This is a genomic window from Cupriavidus sp. UYPR2.512, assembly GCF_000379565.1.
Lineage (GTDB): Bacteria > Pseudomonadota > Gammaproteobacteria > Burkholderiales > Burkholderiaceae > Cupriavidus.
In genome coordinates this window covers 39,734-52,756 of record NZ_KB903152.1, presented here as the reverse complement: position 1 = coordinate 52,756, position 13,023 = coordinate 39,734, and the positions used below count along the sequence as shown (strand labels likewise).

12 protein-coding genes are annotated in these 13,023 nt (G+C 65.6%); all 12 read right to left on the bottom strand.

The features are described from left to right. Positions 1-432 (bottom strand): alcohol dehydrogenase catalytic domain-containing protein (locus A3A5_RS0126010; RefSeq protein ID WP_026201137.1); only part of this gene is annotated, 432 nt, incomplete at its 3' end. Positions 433-613: 181 nt separating this feature from the next. After that, positions 614-1,198 carry a glycerol-3-phosphate responsive antiterminator gene (locus A3A5_RS0126005; protein ID WP_018313403.1) on the bottom strand — a complete coding sequence of 195 codons (585 nt, stop codon included), beginning with the start codon at positions 1,196-1,198 and terminating at the stop codon, positions 614-616. Between the two features lie 6 nt (positions 1,199-1,204). After that, positions 1,205-2,755, bottom strand: a complete 1,551-nt coding sequence (locus A3A5_RS0126000) for an FAD-binding oxidoreductase (RefSeq protein ID WP_018313402.1) — start codon at positions 2,753-2,755, stop codon at positions 1,205-1,207. Further along, the gene (locus A3A5_RS0125995) at positions 2,752-4,431 is read right to left on the bottom strand and encodes a glycerol-3-phosphate dehydrogenase/oxidase (protein WP_018313401.1); all 1,680 of its coding nucleotides are present in this window, start codon (positions 4,429-4,431) and stop codon (positions 2,752-2,754) included. The genes A3A5_RS0126000 and A3A5_RS0125995 overlap by 4 nt, the downstream gene beginning before the upstream one ends. Before the next feature lie 18 nt (positions 4,432-4,449). Next, positions 4,450-5,973, bottom strand: a complete 1,524-nt coding sequence (locus tag A3A5_RS0125990) for an FGGY family carbohydrate kinase (RefSeq protein WP_020508586.1) — start codon at positions 5,971-5,973, stop codon at positions 4,450-4,452. Then, a complete protein-coding gene (locus tag A3A5_RS0125985) occupies positions 5,970-7,433 on the bottom strand; it encodes an MFS transporter (protein ID WP_018313398.1) in 1,464 nt (487 codons plus the stop codon). The genes A3A5_RS0125990 and A3A5_RS0125985 overlap by 4 nt, the downstream gene beginning before the upstream one ends. A 122-nt stretch (positions 7,434-7,555) precedes the next feature. Beyond that, positions 7,556-8,941 carry an NTP/NDP exchange transporter gene (locus A3A5_RS0125980; protein ID WP_018313397.1) on the bottom strand — a complete coding sequence of 462 codons (1,386 nt, stop codon included), beginning with the start codon at positions 8,939-8,941 and terminating at the stop codon, positions 7,556-7,558. Between the two features lie 12 nt (positions 8,942-8,953). Continuing rightward, entirely contained in the window at positions 8,954-9,871 is a 918-nt protein-coding gene (locus A3A5_RS0125975; RefSeq protein WP_018313396.1) for an aldo/keto reductase, read from the bottom strand. A 148-nt stretch (positions 9,872-10,019) separates the two neighbouring features. Continuing rightward, complete coding sequence (locus A3A5_RS0125970) at positions 10,020-10,400, bottom strand: type II toxin-antitoxin system VapC family toxin (protein ID WP_018313395.1); 381 nt, start codon at positions 10,398-10,400, stop codon at positions 10,020-10,022. Beyond that, positions 10,397-10,603: a type II toxin-antitoxin system VapB family antitoxin gene (locus A3A5_RS0125965; RefSeq protein WP_018313394.1), complete on the bottom strand. Its 207-nt coding sequence runs from the start codon at positions 10,601-10,603 to the stop codon at positions 10,397-10,399. The genes A3A5_RS0125970 and A3A5_RS0125965 overlap by 4 nt, the downstream gene beginning before the upstream one ends. A gap of 520 nt (positions 10,604-11,123) precedes the next feature. Beyond that, complete coding sequence (locus tag A3A5_RS0125960) at positions 11,124-12,485, bottom strand: GntP family permease (RefSeq protein WP_018313393.1); 1,362 nt, start codon at positions 12,483-12,485, stop codon at positions 11,124-11,126. A gap of 108 nt (positions 12,486-12,593) precedes the next feature. Then, positions 12,594-12,986 (bottom strand): RidA family protein, encoded by a 393-nt coding sequence (locus tag A3A5_RS0125955; RefSeq protein ID WP_012355941.1) that lies wholly within the window; start codon positions 12,984-12,986, stop codon positions 12,594-12,596. Between the last annotated feature and the right edge of the window lie 37 nt (positions 12,987-13,023).

Genomic DNA, 13,023 nt, shown 5'->3' with positions numbered 1-13,023 from the left:
GTGGTTGGCAAATGTCGACGTGCCCATGTAGTGGAAGATCGGCTTGCCGTCGATGGAAAAGCGCGAGGTGCCGTCCGGCATCAGGCCCTTGCCCTGCGTGGCGCGGATGGCCTGGCACAGGTTGGTCTTGCGCGACAGGCAGAACTTGCACTGGCGGCATTCCGGCGTGTAGAGCGGGATCACGTGGTCGCCGGGCTTGAGCGAGGTTACGCCCGGGCCGACGTCGGTGACGATGCCCGCGCCTTCATGGCCCAGGATCGCCGGGAAGATCCCTTCGGGGTCGGCCCCGGACAGCGTGTAGTAATCGGTATGGCAGATGCCGGTGGCCTTGACTTCCACCAGCACTTCCCCGGCGCGCGGGCCATCCAGGTCCACGTCTTCAATGGTCAGCGGGGCGCCGGCTTTCCAGGCGATGGCGGCTTTGGTTTTCATGGGGGAGTCCTCCGGGATCAGGAATGTGGGGGTGGCTTGCGGGCTGCGCTGCGCGGGCTGGCGCGGCGCGCGGGGGCAAGCCAGGTCCGAGGACATGACTATACGATTTTCCTGCGGCAGAAGGCCAGCTTTGGCCGATCAGCGGTCAGCGAAACTGCCCAGGCCGCGCCAGGCCGCAGTTCTACGGCTTCAGCGCTCCCGCTTCCAGATTCCAGAGCTTGCGGTCGCTGGTGGAGACGGCCACAGCGCCATGTGCGAGCGCGCTGCGGATATCATCCCGATTGCAGACAAAGCCTGACGTCACGATCGGCGGCAGCGCCTTGCGGTCCGCTTCGGGCAGGTGCGACAGCATCGGCGCCGGCATCAGCTGCACCAGGTTCGGGTCGCTCTGCTCGAGCGCCTTGACGCTGCGCGGCCAGGTGGAGCGGTCGGTCACAAAGACCTTCTGCATCGTCACCATGCCAGCGCGGTTGGCGCGCTGGATCGTTGCCACGCGTGTGGAAACCAGACTGGTCACCCCGATGTCGGCCAGGTACTCCACCCCGCCCTTGTCCTGCGACAAGCCTTCGCAGCTGTCGATATTGACGATGACGTACTTGCCGGCGCTGGCCAGCGTGGCGATGACTGGCTGCAGCTTGCGCAATTCCACGTTGGCGACAATGCAGACTTCGGCCACGCTTTCAAAGATGGCGTCGATCTGGTCAACACCGTAGAGTGTGCCGATGACGGGGTGTCGCGTCAGGCGCGCACCGAGGGACCTGTCCATGCCGGGTTACTTCGGTTCGTTGGTGAGCACGTCACTGAGACCCAGCTTGCCTGGGTTCAGGATATTCTGCGGATCAAGTGCCTGCTTGACTGCCGCCAGCAGCGGGAACGCCGTGTCCAGCGACGAGGCCATATATGGCGCGCGCAGCAGTCCGACTCCGTGGTGGTGGCTCAGTGCCGCATTGTATTGGATCAGCACCGCATTGGCAGCATCCCATGCCTGGCGATACCACTTCTGGCGGTCTGCCACCGCGACCTCGCCGCGCAGCGAGAAGTACAGGCAGGCGCCGTCCACATAGGCGTGCGACTGGTGCGCGGAGCCGGCGAGGGTGCCCGGCACCGCATTGATGGCCTTGACAACGTCCGTGTAGATGGCAGCCAGGTCGCGCCACGGTCCGGACATTTCGAGCGTGTCGGCGACAAAGCCGGGGCTGCGCTTGAAGCCCTCGGCGCTCTTGCCGGTCAGGTAGCGTGTGTCGAGCCAGCGCTCGAAAATCGACTCGCTGTCCAGCTTGTCACCACGTTCCAGGCATACGCGTTCGCTGATCGTCATCACCGCATCGACGATCTCGCGCGCACCCTCGTCGGCAACCAGCAGCACATTGGTGTCGGGCAGCCCGAACTGCACGCCGCTCTCCAGTTCGTCATAGAGCCGCAGCGCGGCCGGATTGGCCCCGCGCTGCATGATCTCGCGGCAGGCCTCCAGGCCGATGGCAAAAGTCTTGAAGCCATAGGCGATGGCGCGACCGTAGTCGGGCAGGCGGTGCAGCTTGAGGCGCACACGCACGATCACGCCCAGCATGCCCTCGGATCCGATGAACAGTTGCTGCAGATCCGGGCCTAACGCCGCGCGCGAATAGCCGCCCACGGTGACCAGGCTGCCGTCGGCCAGCACGACGTCCATGCCGAACACCATGTCCTCGATCTTGCCATAGCGCGTGGACAACTGGCCGGCGCCGCGGCAGGCTACCCATCCGCCGACCGTGCTGATGGCGTACGACGATGGCCAGTGGCCCATCGTCATGCCGAATTCCTTCTGCATGGTCTGTTCGAAAAGGTCGCCGAACATGCCGGCTTCCACGTCGACGATCTGGCTGTCCTTGTCGAATCCGACAAGCTTGTTCAGGCCGCATACGTCCAGCACGATTCCGCCGCGCACGGGCAGGGCGGCGCCCGTCACGTTGCTGCGTCCGGCCGATACGGTGACCGGGATGGCACTGGCGCTGGCAATGCGCATGACTGCCTGCACCTGTTCCACGGTGGAAGCGCGTACGATGACCGCGCGCGGCGTGGCGGGCTTGCCGGCGGTCTCTGTGATCATCGATCCGGCCCACCAGTCGCGTGTCCACGCCACTACATCGGCGGTATCGGTCAAGACTTCATCGGCAACCTTGCGCAGGGCCGCGACATCGGCCGCGCCGACAGCAATGGTGTCGCGCTGCAGGCCCGGCGCATCCGGGGTGTCCTGGATGTTCGCTGCATAGCCCGGCGGCGTGTGGGCGCCGACGACATAGTTGCCGCGGTTGTAGCCGCGCTTGATGGCTTCCTTGCTGATCATGCTGAGTCTCCCATGAGGACGGATTTTTCGAGGGCGACGGCGGCCAGGTATTCGCTGACCTGCCGCGCCACGGCCGCTTCGGACAATCCGAGTTCGGCCTGGAGGATCTGGCCCACCCGCGCTGCGGCCCGGGCGGAGGCATCGCGCGCCATCAGGCGTGCGCGGATGCGACGTGACAAGACGTCGTCAACCGTGCCGGCCAGTTCATGGCGCACGGCATAGACGATTTCGGCCTCGGTATAGGGCAGGCCTTCGACGATCGGCGTGGCCAGGGTGGCGTCCGCCTGCAGGATGTCGCTGACAAAGCGCGCCTCTGTGCCGTAGCGCTCGCCCAGGTGCGCGGACATGCCGCCGGACGCGACGATTGCCTGCGGGTCATAGCCAGCCGCCCCAAGCAGATAGGCCGATCTGGTCAGGCACTTGCCGCGCTTGCCGATGACCTTCTGCGCGGCGTCGATGGTTTGCTCGGCCATGTGCCGCGAGGTCGTGAGCTTGCCGCCGACGATGGTCACCAGGCCGTCGTCCGCGATATGAATCTCGTGATTGCGCTTGATTTCCAGGGTCTTGCCGCCGGGCGGCGCCACCAGAGGGCGGCACCCCGCGATGCTGCCCACCACGTCTTCCGGCTTCAGGTCGGTGTTGAGTGCCGAACGCGCGCCCTCCAGCAGGAAGTCGAGTTCCTGCCGGGTGCACATGACATTGTCGAGGTCGCCTTCATAGTCTTCATCGGTGGTGCCAAGGTAGGACACGTTGCCCCACCGCGTGATGGTTGCCCGGCGGCTGCGCCCGGGCACCGGGATGGTCACCGTGCAGTCATTGCGGATCTTCAGCCACGGGATGGCAACGTGGACGCCCTTGGCAGGGCGAATGTGCAGGGTCCTGGCCTCGCCCTTCCTGCGTCCGGTCCAGTCGCGCAGCCAGACCCCGGTTGCCATGATGACCACGCCTGCGCGCACGCGGATCTCGCGCTCGCCGGCGTGGACAATGGCGCCATCCACCTTGCCGTGTCCGTCGCGGGTGATCTCGGCGACGGTCGCGTGATTGACCACTGCCGCGCCATGGAACGCTGCCGTGCGCGCGAGGTTCAGTGTCAGGCGGGCATCGTCGACGCGCGCATCGAAGTACAGGTAGCCGCCGGTCAGATGTTCCTCATTGAAGGTCGGGCAGTGGGCCAATACCTCGGCCTTGGTCAGCTTCTGGTGCAGGATTCCCTCGCGCCAGCCACCGGCGAGGTCGTAGGTCCAGAGCAGGCTCTCGAAGGCCCTGGCCAGGCGCTTGTCGAACACGCCGTTGCGCTCCATCACCGGGAACAGGAACGGCAGCCGCTGCACCAGATGGCGCGCGTTGCGGCGCAGGCGCTGGCGCTCCAGCAGTGAATGGCGCACCAGGCCAAGATTGCCCTGTTCGATATAGCGCAGGCCGCCGTGCACCATCTTTGATGATTTGGACGAGGTCCCCGCGGCGAAGTCGCACTTTTCAACCAGCGCCACGCGATAGCCGCGCAGGCTGGCATCCAGCGCGGCGTAGGCGCCCGTCACGCCGCCGCCGACCACCAGGATGTCGAATGCATCCGCCTCCAGGCGGTCAAGCAGGTCCCGGCGCACCAGCCGCAACGGTTCGGTGCTGGTCATGGCGGCGCGCTCGCGGTTGGCGCTGCGGGATGGAAAAATCACCATGTCTGTTGTTGCTCCTTGTTAATGGACCGCAAGCGCGTCCGCATGGTTGAGCTCGGATGCCACCCGCGCATTCCAGAGCGCACGCCGCTGGGCACGCTCATCGGCGCCAATTGCCGGCTCGAACACCGCGTCTGGCGTTGTGGTGGCACGGGCCTGCTGCATGGAATCCCAAAGCAGGCCGGAAGACCCGGCGAGGTAGGCGATGCCGCGCAGGCTGGCACGGTCCGTTTCCTTCATGCGGTGGATGGGAATGCCGCTGAGGTCCGCCTGCATCTGCAGCAGCGCGTCGCTGCCAGACAAGCCGCCGCCAACCACGAGCTCCGACACCGGCACGCCCGCGATCTCCCGGTTTGCCTCGATGCATGAAGTCACCGAATGCGCAATGCCTTCGAGGATCGCAAAGGCCATCTCAGCCTGCGTCGTTGCCATCGAGATACCGGTCAATGCCGCTCGCGCCTCAGGCTGCATGCGTGGGACCCGCAGGCCGGTCAGCGCGGGGACAAAGGTCACGCCCCGTGAGGACGCAACCGTGCTGGCCAGCGCACTGATTTGCCTGGCATTCTCAAACCAGCCGAGCTTGTCGCAGACCCAGTTGAGCGCGGAGCCGGTGGTGGCGACAAAGGTTTCGACCGAGAAATGCGACACGCCCAGCTGCCGGCGCGCGGTCATGGTCAGGGTGCTGTCTGACTTGCCGCTGCGGGCAGGAAGGTTCGGGCCGACTACCAGATCGACGAAGCTGCCGGTGCCATGCAGGCACATCGCCTGGCCGGCATCGAGACACCCCAGACCGATTGCGCCGGCGAGCTGGTCGCCGGCACAAGCCAGGATCGGCACGTCAATCCCCAGCACTTCCGGACGCGTGCGGCCAAAGTCGTCCGCATCCTGGCGCAGTTCGGGCAGCAGTTCGCGCGGAAAGCCAAGCGCATCGATCCAGTCGAGCTGGTAGCGATGCCCGGTCAGCACGTAGGCGTTGCAGGAGGTGGCATTGGTCGGCGTGGTGATGCATGCGCGTGCCGTCGACAGGTGCCAGAGCAGCCAGCTGTCGATGGTGCCGAATGCGAGCCGGCGCGCGCGGAAGGCGTCAGTCACAGCCGGCGTGTCGCGCAGGTGCCGCGCTGCCCAGAGGTACGGCGAGCGTACACCGCTCGGGCGGCCGGCCGTTTTGCGCAGGGTCGCGTCCCATGCCGGCGCAAGCTGGGCGAGATCGGCCGCGTACCGCGTGTCCTGCCACACCATCGCGGGTACCAGCGCACGTCCGGTCTGCGTGTCCCATAGCACCGCGGTGGCGCGCTGGGTGGCGATAGCGAGGGCAGTGACGTTCAGGTTTTCGCGAGCCGCCTGTGCCAGGGTGGCGCGGCAGACCGCCAGGGTCTTGTCGAGCAGGACGTCGGCGTCCTGTTCCACCACGCCGGGGCAGGGGGAGCGGACTTCAAGCGTGGTGTACTCGAGGCACCTCACATGGCCGTCGGCGGCTACCACCGCGGCGCGCGTGCCAGAGGTGCCCTCATCGATCGCGAGGATGACATTTCTGCGCTGGATCATGGCCGGGCCTTCTCGATCGCGGGATCCATGAAGCCAGGAGCCTCCGGCTCATCGCCCTTGAACTGCGGAGCATTCGCTTCATTGTCGGGGTTGATGGTGGTACGGGTCGGGTCCCAGCGGATCGCGAAGCAAATGATGCTGGCCAGCAGCGGCACCACGGAAAGAATCAGGAAGGTAGTCTCCAGGCCATACTGTGCGCGGAACAGCGGGAAGACCAGCAGGCCCAGTGCAGCGCCGATGGCACCGAGCGCGCCGATGATGCCGTTGGCGCCCGCGCGCAGTTCGCTGCGGAAAGACAGTGACGACAGGCTCTTGCCATTGGCGCCGGGGCCGCCCGAGTGGAACAGGATGAACAGCGACGGAACGACCACTGCCGCCCACATCGGCATCTTGCCGTTGAACAGGCCCAGGATCAGCAGCATGGCGAATACCGCCGCAAAGCCGAACGCCGAGGCGCGGCGAAGGCCCAGCTTGCGGCCGATCAAGGGCGAGAGGAAGCCGCCAAAGATGCCGCAGACGTTGAAAACCAGCGCGCCAATCGTCGCGTAGACGAAGTCCTTGCCGAACAGGGCCGCACTGATCAGCGGCAGGTACCAGCCGATCGCGAAGTACTGGATCGACTGCCCGATCTGCACGGTGGCCGCCAGCATGGTGCGCGGCAGGTAGACGCCGCGGAAGATCAGCAGCACGTTGGCCAGGCCGCGGCGCGCCTGGTTGAGGACGGGGATGCGTTCCGCGGGCGGGGCGGCAACGAACTCACGGCCGTAGATGCGCGTCATGGCGTGCGCGGCGGCATCGAGCAATTCCTTGCGTGCCAGCCAGATCGGGCTCTCCACCAGGAACAGGCCCTGCAGCAGCAGGATGATCACGCCGAAGACCGCGGTGGCCGCCACCGAGTAGCGCCAGATCGTATCGCCAACGTCCCAGGAATAGAACAGCAGTGCCAACAGGAGGTTGGAGCAGACGGCCGTGTACCACATGCCTTGCCATGTGTTCAGCCGACTCTTGAGTTTCACCGGCGTGAACTCCGCCAGCACCGCCATGGCGATGGCAAAGTCGATGCCGTAGGCCGCGCCGACAAAGAAGCGCCCGGCCAGGATCACCTCGAAGCCGGGGGCAAACACTACCAGCAACGCGCCGACCACAGCCAGTACCTTGGCGAGAATCAGTGGCCGGACACGGCCCCAGCGGTCGGCCATCCAGCCACCGATAGGGTTGAAGGCAATGGCCACCCAGGAGGCAAACGAGGTCAACAGGGCGACCTTTGCAGGCGCGAGCTGAAGGTTGCGCGTCATCGGCCCGAGGCCGGCGCTCAGCGCAGAATTGGAAAACGCATCAAGGAAAAGGCCGCCGAGTGCGAGCCACCAGATGACACCGGCCCTGCCGCGAATGCCTGGGCAGGAATCTATGTAGGCAATGACATCATCGATGCCACGAATTTTGATAGCAGAGCGTTGCACGGCGGTCTCCTCTTATTTGTTCTGTAAGAGGCCGCAGCAACTGCAAGGCGCTAAGAGACCATCTTACAGATGGTCTCTTATCTAGATCTGCACGGCCAATGTATGGCTTCGCAGACACAGCGTCAACCGGGAAAACCCTTGTCCTGGGCAGCGGTGTTCCCCACGGCACGGCTGAGACTGGCGTCCTGCGGGCCCAACTGCCCCTCATGCCGCCGCCCCAGCCACCACCCCAGTCCCGCCCACACCAGCGCCAGCACAGCGCCAGCCAGTGCCACCGTAGCCGGATGGCCCGACAGCGCATCGATTCCCGTCTTGACCCACGCACTGACCGCGTCGCCCGCACGGTAGACGGCGGTGTCGATCACGTTCTTGGCCTTGTACTTGGTTTCGGGATCGACCACGGTGAACAGCATCTCGCGCCCCGGGCGCAGCAGCGCGTATTCGCCCACGCGCCGCAGGATCATGACGCCGGCCAGCATGCCGAAGGTCGGCAGCATCGCCAATATGAGGAAGCCGCAGGTCACCGCCAGCGGCACCGCGGTCAGCAGCACGGTGACGCCATAGCGGCGCGCCATGCGGCCGGTGAAGAAGAGCTGGACCAGGATGGTCAGCGCCTGCACGGTAGCATCCAGCGCGCTGAAGACCTGGGTCTGGCGGGTGCGCTCCGGGAAGACCTCGGCCACCAGCCGCGCCTGCTCGAAATACAGGAAGGTGCTGGCCGTGGCCAGCAGGATCACAAACAGGCCGATGCCAAGCAGGTAGCGCGAGCGCAGCAGCAGCGACAACCCGGCCAGCAACCGGCCGCCGATGGGGGTGGCCGGATCCTGCGCCGCGCCGGCCGAGGCTTCGCCCGGCTGCACCACGCCCGCGCCGGCGCGGCGGCGCCAGCCAAACAGCCAGCCCACGCCGGGCAGCGTTGCGGCCAGCAGCGCGGCCGACAGCAGCATCAGCCCGGTCAGGCCGATCTGCGGCACCAGCCAGCCGCCCAGCACGGGGCCGGCGAGCCCGCCCGCGCTGGCGCCGGCGGCCAGCAGTGCGAACAGACGGCGCGCCTGCTCGGGGCGGAACACATCGGCCATCAGGCTCCATGCCACCGATACCACAAACAGGTTGAACACCGACAGCCACACGTAGAAGACGCGCGCCAGCCAGACGTTGTCCGGCAGCGCACGCGTGGCCAGCGCAAAGCCAAGCAGGTTGGCGATAAAGAAGGCGTACACCCAGGGCACGAAGCGGCGCCGCGGCAGCCGCGCGCAGACCGCGCCGTACAGCGGGATCGCGGCCAGCATCACGACAAAGGTTGCGGTGAACAGCCACTGCAGGTTCTTCACGCCGCCGGCAATGCCCATGGTCTCGCGCACCGGGCGCAGCATGAAATAGCTGGCGAACAGGCAGAAGAAGAACAGGAAGCCGCCCACCACGGCGCCGGTCTCGCCGGGGCGGATGCCGAAGCCGCGCCGCAGCCGGGCCAGGCCGCTGGCAGGCGGGTCGCGCGCGGGTTCGTCCACGATCGATACGGCTCAGCGCAGCAGCGCGGCGATGCGCTCGCGCTGGCCGGGATCGGGCATGCGGCCGAGTCCGGCCCCAAGGTTGTCGGCCATATTGCGCGGCTTGGAGGTGGCCGGGATCGCCACGGTCACGGCGGGATGGCTGACGATGAACTTCAGGAACAGCTGGCCCCACGAGCCGCAGTCGATATCGCCAGCCCACGGCGGCAGCGGGCGGTCCTTGACGACGCGGAACAGGCGCCCGTCCTGGAACGGCCGGTTGACCAGCACCGCCACGCCGCGCGCTTCGCACAGCGGCAGCAGCGTGCGTTCGGCATTGCGCTCGGCCACGGAGTAGTTGATCTGGACAAAGTCCACGCGCTCGCTGCGCACGATCTTCTCTAGCGCCTCGTGCGCATCGTCGCGGTAGTGGGTGATGCCCAGGTAGCGGATGCGGCCCTGTTCCTTCAGCTCGCGCAGCCAGCGCAGGTTGGCCTGCCAGTCGATCAGGTTGTGGATCTGCAGCAGGTCGATCTTGTCCACCTGCAGGTCGGCCAGCGAACGCGCCCATTGCGCCTGCGCGGGCGCGCCGGACCGGGCCGAGATCTTGGTGGCCAGAAACACGCGGCTGCGGGCATTGGCCGCGCGCAGCAGGTCGCCGGTCACGGCTTCGGCGCTGCCGTAACTGGGCGCGGTATCGATGACCGAGCCTTCGGTCTGCAGCAGCAGGCCCATCACCTCCGCCAGCGGCTTGCGTTCGTCTGCGCCGGTGCCGACGTTGAAGGTGTCGGCGGTGCCCATGCCGACCACGGGCAGGGCTTCGGTGGTGCCAGGGATATTGCGGCGCAACGGTGCGGCGACAGTGGCGGCATGGACCGGCGACACCGGCCTGAGGCCGGTAGCGGCCAGACCGGCGGCCAGGCTGAGAAATGAGCGACGGTCGATCGACATGGGTGGTTTCCCGGCAAGTCATTGCCTGGTTGACCTTAGGCGGTGGGCGCAGCCATGTAAACCGTTGTGTTGATGTGAGCGCACAAAGCGCTTGCCGTGCCTCATGAGGCTCAGTGTGCGCCGCTCGAGTGGTGGCGCTTCACGTGACCTAGTGAAGCTTCGGCCGATGTGCCACACCAAAACGTACCGACAAATGGTCGAGACGCTGGTCCAGTGTCCATAGCCGTGCGCCAGGCGTGATCAAAGTGGAAGCCAGCAAGGAGACATCGACCAGGCCGCAACCCAGCCCATACAATTTCTCGTGCTCGATGAACGCCATCACCTCTGCCAGGCTTGCTTGCTTTGCGGGTTGCAATAGCCCGATGTCGCCAAGTGTCCGGATCCGCGGCGCTGGGGGTGTTCCGCAAGCTAATTCAACCAGGACCATGGGGTGGGTCAGGGCTTGATCCGACACAAGCAAGCTGACCAGTCTGTCATTCCGGTTCTTGAAATGATCTACCCACACAGAGGTGTCGACGAGCACGCTCATTTCGCTTCAGGTTCCGGACGGCGGCGTGTCACGTCTTCCATATTGGGAGCGGCGCCACCCAGTGCTGCGAGGCGCTTGGCTGCTTGTACCCGAACGAAAGTCTTGATTGCCTCACGAAAAAGGTCAGATTTGTCCATGTTAGGGTCGGCTACCTCTAGTGCTTGCTCATACAGGGCGTCATCGATCGTCACGGTCGTGCGCATGTCATGCTCCTTGCTTCAGATATGATGCAATATTGCATCAAAAAAAACATCTAGGCAAGGTTGCCCGGAAGATCGTGTGACGAGTAGATCATCAATGACGCCACCAGTATTTGCTGTCGGTGCCGGGTAATCGATGAGAGACGTCGCATTTCTAAGGGCGGGCGAAATTTGAACCCATGCCGCCGACGCAGGAATCGCCAACTTTTGAAAATGCGCGTGCGCCTTAGTCGCCCGAGTCCTTCACCTGCGCAAACTTGTCGAACTCAAGGTTGTGCAGCTTTCCGTTGACCTACTCGACCTTGCGGACATGGACCATCTGCACCACGTCCAGCGTCGCCAAGGCCGCGAGAGCGTGCAGCAGCGGGGCGATGGTGATGGGAGGCTCTCCCCGTTGGCGCGCGGCGCTGGCGGCCGCATCAAGGAGGCAGTGCGGGAGGGCGCAGGCCAGGCAATCCCGGCTGATGCCGGGTTTGCCTGGCTGCCCGGCGCGCCCCCGGGACGGAGGCGCGGGAGGGGACGCTCAGACCAGCGTGGCCAGCCCCAGCGTCAGCAGCAGCGCCACCACCGAGATGATGGTTTCGCAGACCGACCAGGTCTGGAAGGTCTGGGCCACGGTCATGTTGAAGTACTCCTTGACCAGCCAGAAGCCGCCGTCGTTCACGTGCGACAGGATCAGCGAGCCGGCGCCGGTGGTCAGCACCAGCAGCTCCGGGCGCGTGCCCGGCACGCTGGCGGCGATCGGCGCGACGATGCCCGCCGCGGTGGTCATGGCCACCGTGGCCGAGCCCGTGGCGATGCGGATCATCACCGCCACCAGCCAGCCCAGCACCAGCACCGACACGTTGGCGCCGGTGGCGACGTCGACGATGGCGTTGGAGATGCCCGAGTCGCGCAGGATGCGGCCAAAGCCGCCGCCGGCACCGACCACCAGCGTGATGATGGCGGTGGGCGCCACGCACTCGTTGGTGAACTTGAGGATGGTCTCGCGGTTGAAGCCGCGCGCCTTGCCGAAGGTGTAGAAGCTCACCAGCGCCGCAATCAGCAGCGCCATCACCGAGTTGCCGATCAGCTTCAGGAAGTCGTTGGCAAAGGTCTTGGGCGTGGCGATGAGGTCTGCCCAGCTGCCGATCAGCATCAGGATCACGGGCAGCAGGATGGTGAACACCGTGATGCCGAAGCCCGGCAACTCATGCGATGCCTTGACGCGCTCATCCTCTTCGGTGAACTGCTCCGCCAGCGGATTGACCTCGGGCAGCTTGACGTAGCGGTCCATCAGCTTGGCGAACAGCGGGCCAGCGAGGGCTGCTGTGGGAATGCCGACGATCAGCGCGTACATGATGGTCTTGCCGATGTCGGCGCCATAGGCGGTTACCGCCAGCAGCGCGGCCGGGTGCGGCGGGATCAGGCCGTGCACCACGGACAGGCCGGCCACCATCGGGATGCCGACCAGCACCATCGAAGTGCCGGTGCGCTTGGCCACATTGAAGGCGATCGGCACCAGCAGCACGAAGCCCACTTCAAAGAACACCGGCAGGCCGACGATAAAGGCGATGGTGGCCATCGCCCAATGCACGTTCTTCGCGCCGAAGAAATCGATCAGTGTGTTCGCGATGCGCTCGGCACCGCCGGATTCGGCCATCATCTTGCCGAGCATGGTGCCCAGGCCCACCACCAGCGCGATATGGCCAAGGGTGCCGCCGACGCCGGCCTCAAAGGACTTGACGATGTCGCCCATCGGCATGCCCACGGCAAAGCCGAGCAGCACCGATACGACCACCAGGGTAATGAAGGGGTTGAGCTTGAAGCGCGCGATCAGCACCACCAGTGCGATCACTGCGATCAGCGCATACACCAAGAGCGTGGTTCCGGTGACGGGACCCATATTGTCTCCTTGCGTGGAAAAAAGGCCGCTTGTGGCGGCAGGGATTAGTTTTTGGTTTTTCCCCCTGCCGCGGTCGGGAGGGGATGACGCAATCCGCTGGCAGCAGGCTCAGGCCGCCGGCTTCTTGTAGGCGATGCAGTCCACTTCGACCTTGCAGTCCACCACCATGCTTGACTGCACGCAGGCGCGCGCGGGCGGGTTGGCGCCGAAGTATTCCTTGAAGATCTTGTTGAACGAGGCGAAGTCGCGCGTGTCGTCCAGCCATACGCCGCAGCGCACGACGTGCTCGGGGCCGTAGCCGGCCTCGGCCAGGATGGCCAGCACGTTCTTGATGGCCTGGTGGGTCTGGGGCACGATGCCGCCGTCGATGACCTCGCCGTTGACCATCGGCACCTGGCCGGAGACGTAGAGCCAGCCGTCGGCCGCGACCGCGCGGGCGAAGGGCATGTGCTGGCCGCCGGTACCGGTGCCGCCTTCGACGCCGAATCGTTTGATGTCCATGGGTACTCCTGGGATTGTGTTGGATTTGGGAAGGAAG

Coding starts and splice junctions, on each gene's coding strand:
- A3A5_RS0126005 (WP_018313403.1), bottom strand. CDS start 1,198: ATGGACAGGTCCCTCGGTGCGCGCCTGACGCGACACCCCGTCATCGGC.
- A3A5_RS0126000 (WP_018313402.1), bottom strand. CDS start 2,755: ATGATCAGCAAGGAAGCCATCAAGCGCGGCTACAACCGCGGCAACTAT.
- A3A5_RS0125995 (WP_018313401.1), bottom strand. CDS start 4,431: ATGGTGATTTTTCCATCCCGCAGCGCCAACCGCGAGCGCGCCGCCATG.
- A3A5_RS0125990 (WP_020508586.1), bottom strand. CDS start 5,973: ATGATCCAGCGCAGAAATGTCATCCTCGCGATCGATGAGGGCACCTCT.
- A3A5_RS0125975 (WP_018313396.1), bottom strand. CDS start 9,871: ATGTCGATCGACCGTCGCTCATTTCTCAGCCTGGCCGCCGGTCTGGCC.
- A3A5_RS0125970 (WP_018313395.1), bottom strand. CDS start 10,400: ATGAGCGTGCTCGTCGACACCTCTGTGTGGGTAGATCATTTCAAGAAC.
- A3A5_RS0125965 (WP_018313394.1), bottom strand. CDS start 10,603: ATGCGCACGACCGTGACGATCGATGACGCCCTGTATGAGCAAGCACTA.
- A3A5_RS0125960 (WP_018313393.1), bottom strand. CDS start 12,485: ATGGGTCCCGTCACCGGAACCACGCTCTTGGTGTATGCGCTGATCGCA.
- A3A5_RS0125955 (WP_012355941.1), bottom strand. CDS start 12,986: ATGGACATCAAACGATTCGGCGTCGAAGGCGGCACCGGTACCGGCGGC.